Raw genomic sequence first — 16144 nt, 5'->3', positions numbered from 1 at the left:
GCAAAGCAGCGCAGCGCCCATTGGGGGAAACCCCAGGAAAACATGACAGTTCGAAGACTCCGCGCCTGCCGGCGGATGCGCCCGCTTCACTTCCCGCCGATCAGATGCTGCTGCCAGAAGGTCATCATCGCCGCACCGAAATAGTCGGTGTTGGCCTTCTTCTGGAAGCCATGGCCTTCGTCGTCGAACATCAGGAACCACACCGGCACGCCGTTGCCGCGCACTGCCTTCACGATCTGCTCGGCCTCGGTATAGGGCACGCGCGGGTCGTTGCGGCCCTGGGCGACGAACAGCGGCGCGCGGATCTTGCCGGCGTTCCTGAGCGGCGAGATGCGGTCGAACACCGCCTTCATCTCGGGCAGGCGCTCGTCGCCGTACTCGGCGCGGCGCAGGTCGCGGCGATACGACTCGGTGTTGGTCAGGAACGTGCTGAAGTCGGAGATGCCGACCACGTCGACGCCGGTGCGGATGCGCTCGCTGTAGTGCATCAGCGAGGCCAGCACCATGTAGCCGCCGTAACTGCCGCCGTACACGCCGACGCGTTGCGCATCGAGTTCGGGCTGGGCGCCGATCCAGTCGAGCAGGGCGCCGATGTCCTTGACCGAGTCTTCGCGTTTCTCCGCATCGTCCAGGCTCAGGTAGCTGCGGCCGTAGCCGGCCGAACCGCGCACGTTCGGCACCAGCATCGCCACGCCGAGTTCGTTGGTCAGGAACTGGGCGTTGGCGTTGAAGCTGGGCTGCGACTGCGCTTCCGGGCCGCCGTGGATCTGGATCACCACCGGCAGCTTCGTGCCGGCCGGGACTTTCGCAGGCCGATAGTAGAACGCCGGGATCGTGCGCGCTTGGCCGTCGACACGGTCGAAGGTCGGATAGCGGATCAAGGTCGGGGTGACGAAACGGCCGTCATCGAGCCCGCCGACTTCGCTGCGGGTCCAGCGCACCAGCCGCTGGGCGGCCAGCTCGATCACGTAGACGTCGCTCGGCGAGGTCGCGGTGTTGATCGACACGGCGATGCGCCGGCCGTCCGGCGAGAACTCGGCGCCGCCGATCACCCCGACCGGCAGCGCCGGCAATGCAATCTCTTTGTGCCCGGGCAGCGACAACACGTGCAGCTTGCCGATGCCGTCTTCGTTGCTGACGAACAGCAGGTGGCGTCCGTCCTCGGACAGGCTGAGGTTGCCGACGTCCCAGGGGATGCCGGCGCTGAGCACCTCGAATTTGCCGCTCGCCGGTTCGTGCCGGCGCAGGCTGGCGAACTCCTGCGGCTTGCCGTCGAGGATTTCGTTGGAGACGTAATAGACCGCTTGGCCGTCCTTGGAAAAACGGAAATCGCTGATCGCCGCTTTGCCGCCGTCGACCGGGAACAACTGCAGCTTGCCGGTGTCCAGCTCGACCAGGCCTGGATAGGTTTCGCTGGCCGAGACGTACTTGATCACCAGCAACTGCCTGCCGTCCGGCGAGAAGTCGGCGGCGCTCCAGGTGCCGCCCTCGGTCACCACCGCGCGCGCCTTGCGGGTGGCGAGATCCATCACCCATACGTCGATGTCGCGGCCGTTGCGCGCGGTGCTGCTGTAGGCCAGTTGCTTGCCGTCGTGCGAGAAGCGCGCATCCTGGTTGCGCGACTTGCCGTCGGTGAGCAGGGCGGTCTCGCGCGTGGCCAGGTCGAACCAGTGCAGTTGCCAGAACTCGTTGCCGCCGACGTCCTTGCCGAACACGAAGCCGTCGAGCGGTTTTGGGGCGGCGTCCAGGCTGTTGAGCGGTTCGCGATGGAAGGTCAGTTGTTCGCGCATGCCCAGCGGCTCGCAGACGCGATGAGCCTGCTGGGTTTCGGCGAAGCGCGTAGCGATCAGCAGGCAGCCCTCGCCGGTCCAGCCGGCCAGGCTGGCGCCGCGGGTGTTTTGGTAGCGCTCGAGGCGTTCGAGCAGGGCCGGCGCGATCGCCGGCAGGTTCTCGCTGACGCGATTGCCGGTGTGCTCGCGGACGACGGCTCCTTTCGGCGCGTCCCCGGCCAGGGCGGGAGCGACGCAGGCCAAGGCCAGCGCAGCGATGGACAAGGCATGGCGCAGCGACATCGGCGTTCTCCCCGGAATGGATGCCGGCGCTCCGCCGCAGCGGAATTCTGGCGCAGGCATCCCGAGCTTAACGCGCCCGTCGCGACAGGATCCCTCCCGAAAGTCACGGCTGGAGCGCTGGCGCGTTTGCCTTAGAGTGCCGCGACAGCGCGTGACCAAGCGCACGATTCGCCGCATCCGCGCGCGAGGGCTCATCCAGGGAGGATTCGATGATCGACAGAAGGACGTTTCTGATCGGCGGCGCGGGCGCGCTCGCCAGTGCCTGGGCCAACGGCCGCGCCTGGGCCGCGGCGCCGCGCTGGGCGCCGTATGCGGACGCGATGGTGATCGACGGCTGCGGCTTCATCGCCGGCGAAGACGGGGCGCCGGGTGCGGCGCTGTCGGCGCAACTCGTCGACGAGGCGCGCCGCAGCGGCCTGCGCGTCCTCCAGACCACGGTCGGCCCGGTCGCGCAGTACGAAGGCGCCTACGAGGAAACGGTGCGCAGCATCGGCTTCTGGGAGAACGAAATCCTCGCCCATCCCGAGGTGTTCATGGCGGTGCGCAACCGCGCCGACCTGGACACCGCGCGGCGCGAGAAGAAGCTCGGCGTGGTCTATCAATTCCAGGACAGCGCGCCGATCGGCGAGAAGCTCGAACGCGTCGACGACTTCCACCGGCTCGGCGTGCGTACCGTGCAACTGACCTACAACCTGCGCAACCTGGTCGGCGACGGTTGCCTGGAGCCCGGCAACGCCGGCCTCAGCCGCTTCGGCCACAGTCTGATCGAACGCCTCAACGAGCGGCGCATCCTGGTCGACCTGGCCCACAGCGGGCGTCGCACCGCGACCGAGGCGATCGCTGCGTCGAAGGCGCCGGTGTTGATCAGCCACACCGGTTGCGCCTCGCTGGTCGAGCGGCCGCGTAACAAGACCGATGCCGAACTGCGCGCGGTTGCCGACGGCGGCGGGGTGGTCGGCATCTATCTGATGCCGTTCCTGCGCGAGAGCGGCCAGACTACCGCCGCCGACGTCATCCGCCACCTCGAATACGCCTTGAAGGTTTGCGGCGAAGACCACGTCGGCATCGGCACCGACAACCTCGTCTCGCCGGTGCGTCTGAACGAGAAATACAGGCAGCAACACCGCGAGGCGATTCAGGAACGGCGCCGGCTCGGCATTTCGGCGGCCGGCGAGAGCGAAGAGGTGTATCTGTTCGTGCCCGACCTCAACACGGTCGACCGTTTCCATACCCTGGCCGTGTTGCTGTCGGCGCGCGGATATTCCGATGCGCGCATCGGCAAGATCCTCGGCGGTAATTTCGCCCGGGTGATGGGCGAGGTGTGGGGATGAGAAGCGTTGCCTCTACAGGGTAGGAGCGGCGCGAGCCGCGACCGCGAACCGTCGGCTGCGACGAGGCGACACGGTGGCTGGGATCAACCGGAGAGGCGTATGCCAGCGTTCCGTCCGGAGATCGGACGGACAGCGCATTACGGCCAAGGCAAGACGAATGGCCGGGCTTCGGCCGATGCGCTTTCGATCACCTCTTCGGTGGGTCGCGGCTTACATCGTTCCTGCAGGGCCAGAACTCAGGGGCTCGGCGACTTCGCCAGGCGCGCCTGCTGCAGCGACAGCAGCTCGCGTTTTTCCTCGGCGCTCAGGCCGACTTCGCGGTGCTGGTGCTGCAACTCGGCCAGGCGCTGTTCGATCGTTTGCTTGTCGAGTTGAGCGACCGCATCGAGAAACTCGCGCTGCAAGGTGTCGTCGTCGCCGGGGAAACTCTGGCTGGCGAGCTTCTGCAGGGCGCCGGCCTGTTCGTGACCGGCGAACTGTTCGAGCAGGGCGCCGGTGCTGATTTCCGGGCGTTGCTGGACCAGGTCGACGATCTCGACGAGCAGGTCGATGCCGGGCTGGCGCAGTTCGGCGAAACGGTAGGGCGGGGTCAATGCGGCGGCCAGCGACGGCTTCTGCAGCAGCACCGAGATCGCGCTGCGCACCAGGCTGCGCTTCGGCGTCGGCGCGTGGCGCCCGCCGCCATGGGCGCGCTGGGTCGGCACGTGCGTGTCGGGGGTCGAGGCGCGCGCGCCGACGCCGGTCAGTTCGGTCAGGCGCTGCTTCATCAGGTCGCCGAAGGCGCCGTCGGGAATCTGCGCGAGCAGCGGTTTGGCGCGCTCGGCCAGGCGGCCCTTGCCTTCGAGCGTGTTGAGGTTGACGTCGGCGGCCAGCGAGTCGAACAGGAATTGCGACAGCGGCGTGGCCTCGCGCAGGCGCCGGTCGAAACCGTCGGCGCCTTCCTGGCGCACCAGCGAATCCGGGTCCTCGCCGTCGGGCAGGAACAGGAAGAAGGCCTGGCGCCCGTCCTTCATGCGCGGCAGCACCGACTCGACCGCTTTCCAGGCCGCGCCGCGTCCGGCGCGGTCGCCGTCGAAACAGAAATAGACGTCGGCGGCGTTGCGGAACAACAGCTCGGCGTGGTCGGGCGTGGTCGCCGTGCCCAGGGTCGCCACGGCGGTGTCGACGCCGTGCTGGAACAGCGCGATCACGTCCATATAGCCTTCGACGACGATCAGGCGCGGGATCTTGTTGTGGGTCTGGCGCACCTGCCACAAGCCGTAGAGTTCGCGGCCCTTGTGGAACAGCGGCGTCTCCGGCGAGTTGAGGTATTTCGGCCCGTCTTCCTTGTCGAGCACGCGGCCGCCGAAGGCGATGGTGCGCCCGCGCCGGTCGTGGATCGGGAACATCACCCGGTCGCGGAATTTGTCGTAGACGCGGCCGCTGTCGTTCTTCGAGAACAGGCCGGCGCGTTCGAGCAGTTTCATGCGCCGATCGTCGGTGCCGAGCGCGTCGCGCAGGGCGTTGAAACCGTCGGGCGCATAGCCGATGCCGAAGCGCTCGCGGATGTCGGCGCTGACGCCGCGGCTGTCGAGATAACCCTGGGCCTTGCCGCTGTGGCCGTACTGCTTCTGGAAGAAGCGCGAGGCGGCCTCGACCGTGCTGAACAACTCCTGGGTGTCGGAGTCTTCGTTGCGCGCGCGGGTGTCGCGCGGCACTTCGACGCCGACCCGCTTGGCGAGTTCTTCGACCGCATCGAGGAATTCGAGGCGGTCGTAGTTCATCAGGAAGCTGATCGCGGTGCCGTGCGCGCCGCAGCCGAAGCAGTGATAGAACTGCTTGGTCGGCGAGACCGTGAACGAGGGCGAGCGCTCGTCGTGGAACGGGCAGCGCGCCGAGTATTCCTTGCCCTGGCGTTTCAACGGCACGCGCGTACCGATCACCTCGACGATGTCGGTGCGCGCCAGGAGGTCGTCGATGAAACCGTCGGGAATGCGGGCCATGCGTAGGGCGCCCGCGAAGGGGCGGCGTTGCTCGTCGTGGTCTAACGGTGTCTAGGATGCCATGCGCGGCCGGCCCGCGACGGTTCGGGTCGTGGCCGCTGGGCCTCGAATCTGCGCAGTCGTCGCTTTAAGCGCTGAGTTCGCGGCGTGGCCGCTCAGGCGCCGGACGCATCCAGGCCGGCGATAGCGCGTTCGTCGGCCAGGCGCCGGCGCACGCGGGCGTGCTCGTCGAGCATGGCGGTGATCAGCGCGCCGAGCAGGAACACCACGGCGCAGTAGTACATCCACACCAGCATGATCACCAGGCCGCCGGCCGGGCCGTAGGCGGTGCCGAGGCTGGCCTGGCCGAGATAGAGGCCGATCGCGCTGCGCCCGAGCATGAACAGCCCCGCGGTCAGGGCGCCGCCGAACAAGGCCCGGCGCCGGCTGACCGGGCGGTCCGGCAGCCAGCGGTACATCGCTGCGAACACCAGGGCGTAGAGCGCGAACGAGACGATCGCGGCGAACACCGGCAGCAGGTCGGGCACGTAGGCGATCAGCAACTGCAGCGCCGCCTGCACCGCCATCGACACCACCAGCAGGAAACCGACGCTGATGACCATGCCGAACGAGAGCAGGCGCTTGCGCAGCCAGGCGGCGAGGCCGCCGAGGCGTTTGGCGTCGCTGCGGAACACCCGGTTGAGGGCGGCCTGCAACTGGCCGAACACGGCCGAGGCGCCGACCAACAAGGCCAGGGTGCCCAGCAGCGCCGCCAGCGAGCCGGTGCCGGGGCGGTTTTCGGCGTTGGCGACGATCAGGCGGGCGGTGCTCTCGACCTGGTCGCCGACCAGCAGGCCGATCTGGCGGAAGAATTCTTCCTGCGCCGACGGGTACAGCGCGGTGGTCAGCCACAGCACCATCAGCACCAACGGCGCCAGCGACAGCAGGGTGTAGAAGGACAGCGCCGCGGCCAGGGCGAGGATGTCGTAGTCGATGAAGCGCTGGGCGAACTTGGCCACCCAGCTTTGCTCCAGGCGCGCCTGCAGGGCGTGGATGCGCTGCATCGGGCCATGATCGGCCGCTTCGGCCGCCGTGGCGGCGTCGCGCTCGGGCGGGCGCTCGCTGGAAAGAGGTTGGGTCGGGGTCGGGGGCATGCGGCTCGCGATGACGGCGCGTGGATCGCCGGTTTCAGTATCCGGGGTCCAGGTTAGCGAGGCGTGGGCGCGGTGTGGAGGCGTGGGAGAGCAAACGGCCGGGCTGCAAGCCCGGCCGTTCGTCGATAGCGGTCACCGACAGCGGTGGACGGCCGTCGTCAGTCCCTGAAGTAGTGATCGCGTTCGGAACCTTCGTAGCGGCCGTCGCGCAGGCAACAGTTCCTTGAACCTCCGCGTGGAGCCGCACGGGCAGGGATCGTTGCGGCCCAGTTTCTCGAGCAGTTCCTTGTCGCCGTGGACCAGGCGCTGGCCGCGCTTGACGTGGGTTTCGGACGGGAAGCCCTTGCGGCGCTTACGCGTGATTTCGCGGGTCGGCTCGAAAGCAGGCGGCGTTGGGGTTGTGACGCTTCATGGTGCACCTCCGGGTGTGCGGCCCTTGCGGGCGGGTCTTGGTGTTGCGGGTGTTGCTTGGCCGGCCCTCGGCCCAACCCCTCTCCGTAAACGGGAGAGGGCTCGGTACGGGCGAATGTGGTGGATCGAAGCCGGGCGGCCTTCAGCCGCGTCGTGATCTCTGCCGTTCCGGCCGAACAGTCCCCTCTCCCGCTTGAGGGAGAGGGCTAGGGTGAGGGCAGGCCCGAGGCCCGGCCCTCATCCATCGAGTGAACTCAGCCCGCCAGGCGCTTCTTCGCCAGCGCCGAGACCAGGCCCATGTCGGCCTTGCCGCCCAGCTTGGCCTTCAGCGGGCCCATGAGCTTGCCCAGGTCGGACGGCGCGGCCGCGCCGACTTCGGCGATGACTTCCTCCAGCACGACCAGGATCTCGGCTTCGCCGAGCTTGGCCGGAACGTAGCGCTCGATCACCACGATCTCGTCGCGTTCGATCGAAGCCAGGTCCTCGCGCGCGGCCGCCTCGTACTGGCTGACCGAGTCGCGGCGCTGCTTGATCATCTTGTCGAGGATCGCGATTACCGCGGTGTCGTCGAGTTCGATGCGCTCGTCGACTTCCTTCTGCTTGAGCGCGGCGTTGATCAGGCGGATCACGCCGAGGGACTGCTTGTCGCCGCTCTTCATCGCGGCCTTCATGTCGTCGGTGAGGCGTTGCTTGAGGCTCATGGTCTGACCTTAGTGTTGCGAAAGGGGGAGGGGTCGCCGGCCGACGCGGCCCCGGCCGCATTGGGCCCGGCGGGGCGCGCCCGACAGCGTGATGCGGTTCCGCTTTGCGGCGACGGAAACGCAAAAAGCCGGCAGCGCCCGAGGCGCAGCCGGCTTGATGGTCGTTCCCCACGAGCGCCGGCGGTGAAGCCGGGTCGCGCGGAACGAACGATCAGTACAAGCGCTGGCGCTTGGTGACGTCGCGCGACGCGCGGCGCGCCTGGCGCTTCACCGCCGCGGCGGCCTTGCGCTTGCGCTCCTGGGTCGGCTTCTCATAGAACTCGCGCTTGCGGGTCTCAGCCAGTACACCGGCCTTCTCGCAGGTGCGCTTGAAGCGACGCAGGGCAAACTCGAAAGGCTCGTTTTCGCGGACTTTGACGCTGGGCATACGTAATCTCGTTAACGGGAACCGGCCCGGGCAGACCGGGAGAGCCGCGCATTATAGCGATGCTCCTGCGGAAGGTGCAACATAGGCACCCATGAATCCGACATTCTCCCAGAAATCGGCGCGCCGAGCAGGGTGCCGATGAAAGTCCTGGGCATCGAAACCAGCTGCGACGAGACCGGTGTGGCCGTTTACGACACCGACGCCGGCCTGCGCGCCCATGCGCTGTACAGCCAGATCGCCCTGCACGCCGAATACGGCGGGGTGGTCCCGGAGCTGGCCAGCCGCGACCACGTGCGCAAGCTGCTGCCGCTGATCCGCCAGACCCTGGTCGAGTCCGGCCTGGACGTGAACGAGCTCGACGGGGTCGCCTATACCGCCGGCCCCGGCCTGGTCGGGGCCTTGCTGGTCGGGGCCGGGGTGGCGCGCGCGCTGGCCTGGGCCCTGGACGTGCCGGCGATCGGCGTCCACCACATGGAAGGCCACCTGCTGGCGCCGCTGATGGAGGACGACCCGCTCGGCCGCCCGCAGCCGCCGTTCGTGGCCCTGCTGGTCTCCGGCGGGCATACCCAACTGGTCGCGGTCGACGCGATCGGCCAGTACCGCCTGCTCGGCGAGACCCTCGACGACGCCGCCGGCGAGGCCTTCGACAAGACCGCCAAGCTCATGGGCCTGCCATACCCCGGCGGCCCGCAACTGGCCGCGCAGGCCGAACTCGGCCGCCCCGGCCTGTTCAAGTTCGCCCGGCCGATGACCGACCGGCCCGGCCTGGACTTCAGCTTCAGCGGCCTCAAGACCCAGGTCTTGCTGGCCTGGCGCAACAGCGACCAGAGCGAACAGACCCGCGCCGACATCGCCCGCGCGTTCGAGGATGCGGTGGTCGACACCCTGGCGATCAAATGTGGGCGCGCGCTCGATGCGGCCGGCTGCAACACCCTGGTGGTGGCCGGCGGCGTCGGCGCCAACCGGCGCCTGCGCGCCAAGTTGGCGACGATGGCGGACAAGCGCGGCGGCCGGGTCTGTTTTCCGCGCCCGGCGTTCTGCACCGACAACGGCGCGATGATCGCCTACGCCGGCGCCCTGCGCCTGCAGGCCGGCCAGTTCGAGAGCGCGGCGGTGAAAGTGACCCCGCGCTGGGACATGGCGTTGTTGCAGGCGGTGTAGCTCGTTCGGGAATCGGGAATCGGGAATCGGGAATCGCAAAGGCGCGCGATCCCGCCTACCATCCCTGCTCTTACGATTCCCTATTCTCGATTCCCCATTCCCGGCCCCCCATGGACCACGTCTTCATCGAAGGCCTCGAAATCGAGGCCGTGATCGGCATCTACGATTGGGAGCGGCGCATCCGCCAGCCCCTGGTGTTCGATCTCGAGATGGCTTTCGACAACCGCGTGCCCGCGGCCAGCGACGCGATCGGCGACACCCTCGACTACAAGGCGATCAGCGACCGCATCGTCGAGTACGCATCGCAGTCGCAGTTCGGCCTGGTCGAGACCTTGGCCGAACGCGTCGCCGCGATCGTGCTGGAGGAATTCGGCGTGCGCCGGGTGCGACTCAAGCTCAGCAAGCCCAGCGCGATCCGCAATGCGCGCGCGGTCGGGGTGATGATCGAACGCAGCCGCTGAGGCTTCTCGACAGGGGCCGCCGGCGCCGCGCAGATGCACCCCGCACGCCCCCGGATTTGCGCCCCGTCGCGGCCGCGCTTGCGATTTTCGGCCGCAGGTTCGAGGATGCCCCCGGGATCAATCATGGGGGCATGAGATGTTCGATAAACTTTCGCGTAGTTGGGAACTCGCCAAGGCCAGCGCCTCGGTGCTCAATTCGGATCGCGAGCTGTTGGTGTTTCCGGTGGTGTCGGCGGTGTGCGTGTTGATCGTGCTGGCGACCTTCCTGATTCCGGCCACGGCGCTGGAGATCTTCTCCGATGGCTTCGGTCCCGGCGCCGCGCTGTTCGGCTTCGCGTTCTATTTCTGCCAGTACTTCGTGATCATCTTCTGCAACTGCGCCCTGGTCAGCGCGGCGATGATCCGCCTGGAAGGCGGCGACCCGACCGTCGGCGACGGTTTCCGCGCCGCCGCTTCGCGCCTGCCCACGATCGCCGGTTACGCCGCGATCGCCGCGACCGTCGGCATGATCCTGCAGGCCCTCAAGGACCGCGACAACAACTTCATCGTGCGCATGATCGGCGGCGCGCTCGGCGCGGCATGGACCATGGCGACCTTCCTGGTGGTGCCGGTGCTGGTCGCCGAAGACGTCGGCCCGATCGATGCGGTCAAGCGCAGCGTGAGCATGTTCAAGCGCACCTGGGGCGAAAGCGCGGCCGGCATGGTCGGCATCGGCCTGGCCACCGGCCTGGCGATGGTCGCCGTCGGCGTGGTCGGTTTCGGCCTGGCCTACCTGCTCGGCCTGGTGTCTTCGGCCCTGGCGGTGTTGCTCGGCGCGGTGACCGTGCTCGTCCTGCTGGCCCTGGCCGTGTACCAGAGCGCGCTCGGCGGCGTGTATTCGGCGGCGCTGTACCGCTATGCGGTCGACGGCGAAATGCCGGCCGGTTTCGAAGGCCTGCAGTTGGAAGCGCGCGGCCGTTGAGCCGCGCTCAGGCGACCGGCTCGTCGCCGTTCGCAAAACCGACCAGGATCTGGTCTTCGTCGCCGGCCCGGTCCGGGTAGAACCAGACCAGGGCCGCATCGCCGACGCGCGGCAAGCGCACCGGGTCGAACAGACCGGTCTTGGTCACCCAACGCTCGATGCCGGCGTGATCGGTGAACCGCACGACGAAGCGCAGGCGCAGCTCGTGGTAGATCTCCACGCCGGTGTCGTGGACCTCGGTGATCGCCGCGTCCGCGCGCCGGCCTTCGGCGAGCAAGCGCCGGATACGTTCGGCGCGCGCTGCGTGGCGGCGGTGCGCGCGCCAGGCCAGGCCCGCGCAGCACAGCGCGGCCAGCGCCAGCGAGGCCGGCAGCCAGTACTGCGCGCTCCAGCCGAGCCAGGCGACGACGTCCCAGTCCGGCGCGGGCACGCCCGGCGCATCGGCGAACGAGCCGACCCGCAGCGGCGCCACCCACGAGTCGCCCGCGCCGCGCCAGAAGCCCGCCGCGCACGCGAGCAGGGTCGATGCGAACTGGCCCCAGGTGCTCGCGGCCAGGCCGTACAGCTCCTTGAGCACGTAGCTCAGCAGGAAGCCGGCGATGAAGCCGCCGAACGACCCCACGAACACGCCGAAGAACCACGCCGGCGCGACGTTGTCCGGATACAGGCTCGGCGGCAGATAGGCTTCGGCGATCGGATAGCGGAGGGTGTCGGCGAGCGAATAGGCGAACAGCGCCCACAGGCTCCAATAGATCAGCACGAGGATCCACAGGCCGGCGCCGGGCCGGGGCGGTCGTTGCATGCGTTCGAGCGCTTGCCGGCGACGTTCGACGGCCGGATCGACGGTGCTCATGGGCGGGCTTCCGTGCGGGATGCGGCCATCTTGCACGGCGGCGATGAAACGCAAACGCGCGCATGCCCGAATGGCGCCGGTTTAGTACCAAAGCGCTAGCCGCGCAGGCCTCCGGCGCTGTCGCGCGAGCCTGCGTTCAGCCTGCATTGCGCAGACCTTGGCGATTCGCCGTGCCTGCGCCGGGGCCGTATCCTGTCGGCCTGTTTCCGATGCGCCTGCGACGCCGCCACCGACGTGAATTCCTTCGATCTGCCGACTCCCGATGCCGATGCGCTCGCCCACAGTGCGCGCCTGGCCGCCCTGATCCGCGAGCAGATCCTCGCCCACGGCGGCGCGATTCCGTTCTCGCGCTTCATGGAGCTGGCGCTGTACGCGCCGGGCCTGGGCTATTACAGCGCCGGCGCGAGCAAGTTCGGCGCAAGCGGCGATTTCGTCACCGCGCCGGAGATCGGGCCGATCTTCGCCGCCTGCGTCGCCGAAGCGGTGGCGCCGGTGCTGCAGCAGATCGGGCCTTCGGCGCGGTTCCTCGAACTCGGCGGCGGCACCGGCGCGTTCGCCGAAGTCGCGCTCAAGCGCCTGCTCGAACTGGACGCCTTGCCCGACCGTTACGCGATCCTCGAACCCAGCGCCGAGTTGCGCCATCGCCAGCGCGAACGCCTGCGCGAGCGCCTGGTGCCGCCGCTGTTCGATCTGCTCGAATGGCCTGACGGGCCGTTCGGCGACGAGTGGGACGGCGTGCTGTTCGCCAACGAAGTCATCGATGCCCTGCCGACGCCGCGTTTCGCGATCCGAGACGAGGAAGTGTTCGAGGAATACGTGGCGATCGACGGCGACGGCTTCGCGCGCGAGTTGCGCCCGGCCGACGATTTCCTCGCCCAGGCGGTGCGCATCGCCGAGCGCCGCCTCGAAGCTCCGCTGGCCGAAGGCTATCGCTCCGAGCTGTTGCCGCAGTTGCCGTACTGGATCCAGGCGGTCGCCGGCGGCCTGCGCAACGGCGCCATGCTGTTCGTCGATTACGGCTATGCCCGCGCCGAGTTCTACGCGCCCGATCGGGTCGACGGCACCTTGCGTGCGTTCTATCGCCACCGCATGCACGGCGACCCGCTGCTGTGGCCGGGCCTGCAGGACCTGACCGCCTCGGTCGATTTCACCGCTCTGGTCGAGGCCGGCGTCGCGGCCGGTTTCGATCTGGCCGGTTACTGCTCGCAGGCCAGCTTCCTGCTCGGCAACGGCCTGGCCGGGGTGTTGCAGCGGATCGAAGGCATCGACGACGAACTCGAGAAGCAGCGCCGCCTCAACGAGGTCAAGCGCCTGACCCTGCCGAGTGAAATGGGCGAGCGCTTCCAGGTCATGGGCTTCGAGAAGGGCGTCGAGTTCGGCGTGGCCTTCATGGCCGGCGATCTGAGCTTCCGTCTGTGAGCGGGGTCAGCGAGCTTGGCGCGCGCAGCGTGCTGCGCGCGTTCGAGCGGCCGGCGCTGTGGTGCGCGATCGGCGTGGCGATGATCGCCGCGGTCGCTTGCGCGACCTTGTTGCCGGCGCACGATCTGCCGCCGACGCCGTTCTCGGGTTTCGACAAAGTCGAACATTTTTCCGCGTATGCGGCGATGTCGGCCTACGCGACGATGCTGTTCGCGCGGCTGCGTCCGCAGGCGATCGCCGCGGCCGGCTTGATCGCGCTCGGGGTGGCGCTGGAATTCGCCCAGGCCGGCCTGACCGATTCGCGCACCGGCGACGCCATCGACGCCGCCGCCAACAGCCTCGGCGTGTTCGCCGGCCTGTTCGTGTCGCTGACCCCGGCCTCGCGCTGGCTGCAGCGGCTGGACCGCCGGCTGGCGCGTCGGCGCACCTGAGGTTTCGCGCACTGCGGCCGGCGGAGGGTCGCTCGGCGGCCTTCGGGCCACTGCTGTTCAGGATCGTCGAGCCGATGGCCGGCTCAAAAAAATGGTTACCGCTGTATCGGTTAGTAGAGGACGGTCACAAAGGCACATTCGGCACAGTCACATAGCCGCTTGCGCAAAGGTTAAATATTTGTGAGGCTCGCCGCGGGCTCTGCAGAGCCTGACCTCATCCTCGCAAGGAACCGACCATGTCCGTAGTGCACCGCAACCGTCTGGCGCTAGCCGTAGCCGCCGCCGTGGCCGCCAGCGTCTTCGTCCCCTCCGCTTTCGCCCAGGAACCCGCCGCTCCGGCCAGCCGCGAGGCGACGACTCTCGATGCGGTGCAGGTGACCGGTTCGCGCGCACGCGGCCGCGCCGCCGAAGAGACCGCCGCCCCGGTCGACGTGATCGGCAAGGAAGAGTTGAACGCCACCGGCGCGACCGAGATCGGTCAGATCCTGCAGATGCTGGAGCCCTCGTTCAATTTCTCCCGCACCTTCGTCAGCGACGGCACCGACATCCTGCGTCCGGCTACGCTGCGTTCGCTCGGCCCCGACCAGGTGTTGGTGCTGGTCAACGGCAAGCGCCGCCACCAGCAGGCGCTGGTCAACGTGCAGCAGACCATCGGCCGCGGTTCGGCCGGTACCGACATCAACGCCATTCCGCTGTCGGCGATCGAGCGCATCGAAGTGCTGCGCGACGGCGCCGCGGCGCAGTACGGTTCGGACGCGATCTCCGGCGTCATCAACATCATCCTCAAGAAGCAGACCGAGGAAACCCAGCTCTCGTTCCAGGCCGGCAAGTACTACGCCGGCGACGGCGCCAACTACCAGGGCTCGGTCAACACCGGCGTCAAGCTCGGCGGCGACGGCGGCTACCTCAACCTGTCGCTGGAATACCGCGACCGCGCCGAGACCAACCGCGCCGGCCCCGACAGCCTGCGCGTGAACCCGCCGCGCGTGACCCAGCGCCTCGGCGACGCCGACGCCACCGACGCCTACTTCTGGTTCAACGGCGGCCTGCCGGTCGGCAACGGCGAGTTGTACTGGTTCGGCGGCCTGTCCAGGCGCGAAGGCGATTCCTCCGGCTTCTTCCGCAGCCCGGGCGACAACCGCACGGTGCCGGCGCTGTACCCGAACGGTTTCCTGCCGAACATCCTGACCACCGTCGACGACCACTCGCTCGCGGTCGGCTACAAGGCCCCGATCAACGACAATTGGGATTGGGACATCTCGATCAACCGCGGCCGCAGCAAGTTCGGCTTCGAGGAAAGCAACTCGGTCAACGTCAGTTGGTGGTACGAGCCCAAGCCGGGCGGCGGCATCTACGCCGAGTCGCCGACCAAGGCCGACACCGGCACGCTGCAGTTCGACCAGACCACCTTCAACCTGGATTTCCGCGGCACCCTGAAGGGCTTCAACGACAACCCGCTGTACCTCGGCACCGGCGTGGAATACCGCCAGGACGACTACCAGATCCGCCCCGGTGCGCCGGTGACCTACACCTACGGCCGCACCAACAACCGCGCGATTCCGATCTTCGGCCAGACCGGCGACACCGCCCAGCCGGGCATGCAGGGCTTCCCGGGCTTCTCGCCGAACGAAGCCGTCGACGACGGCCGCCACAACTACGCCGTCTACCTCGACGCCGAAACCAACCTGACCGACCGCTTCCTGCTCGGCGGCGCGGTGCGTTACGAGGATTACTCCGACTTCGGCAACACCACCACCGGCAAGCTCTCGGCGCGTTTCGACGCGACCGAACAGTTCGCCGTGCGCGGCACCGTTTCGACCGGCTTCCGCGCGCCGGGCGTGCAGCAGCTGTTCTACAGCCAGCGCTCGACCAACCTCAACGCCGCCGGCGTGCTCACCGACACCCTGACCGCGCGCCAGGACAGCGCGGTGACGCGCGCCTTCGGCATCGAGCCGCTCAAGGAAGAAACCTCCAAGAGCGCCTCGCTGGGCTTCGTGTTCAAGCCGAACGACCGCTTCTCGCTGACGATGGACGTGTTCCGCATCGACATCGACGACCGCATCATCTTCTCCAGCAACATCCAGCCCGAGAGCGTCGGCACCAACGGCCAGCCCTGCGCGGCCGGTAACGGCAACTGCCCGATCCGCGCGATCCTCGATCCGATCGGCGTCGGCCAGGTGCTGTTCTTCACCAATGCCATCGACACCCGCACCACCGGCCTGGACGTGGTCGCCAGCCACAACACCGAGTTCGCCGGCGGCTCCAAGCTCAACCTGACCGCGCTGGTCCACTTCAACAAGACCGAGGTCAAGGACCGCCGCTCGCAGTCGACGATCCTGTCGCCGGAAGCGCTGTTCGACGACACCCAGGTGACCCTGATCCAGGACGGCCAGCCGCGCGCCCACCACGTGCTGCAGAGCGTGTACGAGATCGGCAAGTGGGAATGGACGGCGCGTGCGAACTACTACGGTTCGGTGGCCGGCGAAGGCTTCACCCCCGGCACCAAGCAGCGTTGGGGCGGCAAGTGGCTCGGCGACCTGGCGGTGCGCTACAAGTTCAACGCCAAGACCAGCCTGACCGTCGGCGGCAACAACATCTTCGACACCTACCCGGACAAGTGGGACACCGTCACCGGTGCGCCGTTCCCGCAGCTCGGCTTCAAGTACGGTTGGGAAACCCTGCCGTTCGGCATGAACGGCGGCAGCTACTACGCCCGGATCGACTACCGGTTCTGATAGCCGCACCCTTGCGACACCGAAGCCGCCGCGCATCCGCGCGGCGGCTTCTTGCTTTCTGTAGGA

General features: G+C 68.2%; 13 protein-coding genes. 7 read left to right on the top strand and 6 right to left on the bottom strand.

Features of this window, described 5'->3' with window-relative positions; translation table 11 throughout:
- Positions 1 to 86: 86 nt before the first annotated feature.
- Positions 87 to 2072 (bottom strand): prolyl oligopeptidase family serine peptidase, encoded by a 1986-nt coding sequence (locus LC490_RS20910; RefSeq protein WP_223621483.1) that lies wholly within the window; start codon positions 2070 to 2072, stop codon positions 87 to 89.
- A gap of 209 nt (positions 2073 to 2281) precedes the next feature.
- On the opposite strand from LC490_RS20910, the gene LC490_RS20905 reads away from it, so the two are divergent.
- On the top strand, positions 2282 to 3403 hold the full coding sequence (locus LC490_RS20905; protein ID WP_223621482.1) for a membrane dipeptidase: 1122 nt from the start codon (positions 2282 to 2284) through the stop codon (positions 3401 to 3403).
- A 236-nt stretch (positions 3404 to 3639) separates the two neighbouring features.
- Here LC490_RS20905 and dnaG read toward each other — a convergent pair whose 3' ends face one another.
- From dnaG to rpsU, 4 genes are all read right to left on the bottom strand, one after another.
- Positions 3640 to 5385: a DNA primase gene (gene dnaG, locus LC490_RS20900; protein WP_223621481.1), complete on the bottom strand. Its 1746-nt coding sequence runs from the start codon at positions 5383 to 5385 to the stop codon at positions 3640 to 3642.
- A gap of 155 nt (positions 5386 to 5540) precedes the next feature.
- Positions 5541 to 6518, bottom strand: coding sequence for a YihY/virulence factor BrkB family protein (locus LC490_RS20895; RefSeq protein ID WP_223621480.1), 978 nt, complete (start codon positions 6516 to 6518; stop codon positions 5541 to 5543).
- Between the two features lie 665 nt (positions 6519 to 7183).
- Positions 7184 to 7630 carry a GatB/YqeY domain-containing protein gene (locus LC490_RS20885; protein ID WP_031371287.1) on the bottom strand — a complete coding sequence of 149 codons (447 nt, stop codon included), beginning with the start codon at positions 7628 to 7630 and terminating at the stop codon, positions 7184 to 7186.
- 211 nt (positions 7631 to 7841) lie between these two features.
- Entirely contained in the window at positions 7842 to 8057 is a 216-nt protein-coding gene (gene rpsU, locus LC490_RS20880) for a 30S ribosomal protein S21 (RefSeq protein ID WP_031371286.1), read from the bottom strand.
- Between the two features lie 138 nt (positions 8058 to 8195).
- On the opposite strand from rpsU, the gene tsaD reads away from it, so the two are divergent.
- The 3 genes from tsaD (at position 8196) to LC490_RS20865 (ending at position 10640) form a co-directional block, all read left to right on the top strand.
- Entirely contained in the window at positions 8196 to 9218 is a 1023-nt protein-coding gene (gene tsaD / locus LC490_RS20875) for a tRNA (adenosine(37)-N6)-threonylcarbamoyltransferase complex transferase subunit TsaD (RefSeq protein WP_223621479.1), read from the top strand.
- A 110-nt stretch (positions 9219 to 9328) separates the two neighbouring features.
- A complete protein-coding gene (gene folB, locus LC490_RS20870) occupies positions 9329 to 9679 on the top strand; it encodes a dihydroneopterin aldolase (protein WP_057919345.1) in 351 nt (116 codons plus the stop codon).
- Between the two features lie 136 nt (positions 9680 to 9815).
- On the top strand, positions 9816 to 10640 hold the full coding sequence (locus LC490_RS20865; protein ID WP_223621478.1) for a DUF6159 family protein: 825 nt from the start codon (positions 9816 to 9818) through the stop codon (positions 10638 to 10640).
- Between the two features lie 7 nt (positions 10641 to 10647).
- Here LC490_RS20865 and LC490_RS20860 read toward each other — a convergent pair whose 3' ends face one another.
- A complete protein-coding gene (locus LC490_RS20860) occupies positions 10648 to 11493 on the bottom strand; it encodes a hypothetical protein (protein ID WP_223621477.1) in 846 nt (281 codons plus the stop codon).
- 234 nt (positions 11494 to 11727) lie between these two features.
- Between LC490_RS20860 and LC490_RS20855 the strand changes: the two genes are divergently transcribed.
- The 3 genes from LC490_RS20855 (at position 11728) to LC490_RS20845 (ending at position 16078) form a co-directional block, all read left to right on the top strand.
- Positions 11728 to 12912 carry an SAM-dependent methyltransferase gene (locus tag LC490_RS20855; RefSeq protein WP_031371281.1) on the top strand — a complete coding sequence of 395 codons (1185 nt, stop codon included), beginning with the start codon at positions 11728 to 11730 and terminating at the stop codon, positions 12910 to 12912.
- Entirely contained in the window at positions 12909 to 13343 is a 435-nt protein-coding gene (locus tag LC490_RS20850; RefSeq protein WP_223621476.1) for a VanZ family protein, read from the top strand. Before LC490_RS20855 ends, LC490_RS20850 begins: the two co-directional genes overlap by 4 nt.
- A gap of 236 nt (positions 13344 to 13579) precedes the next feature.
- Positions 13580 to 16078 carry a TonB-dependent receptor gene (locus LC490_RS20845; protein ID WP_036148247.1) on the top strand — a complete coding sequence of 833 codons (2499 nt, stop codon included), beginning with the start codon at positions 13580 to 13582 and terminating at the stop codon, positions 16076 to 16078.
- The last annotated feature ends 66 nt before the right edge of the window (positions 16079 to 16144 follow it).

Source organism: Lysobacter sp. ESA13C (genome assembly GCF_019970005.1).
GTDB classification, from domain to species: Bacteria; Pseudomonadota; Gammaproteobacteria; order Xanthomonadales; family Xanthomonadaceae; genus Lysobacter; species Lysobacter antibioticus_B.
This window is presented reverse-complemented; position numbering and strand designations above follow the sequence as displayed.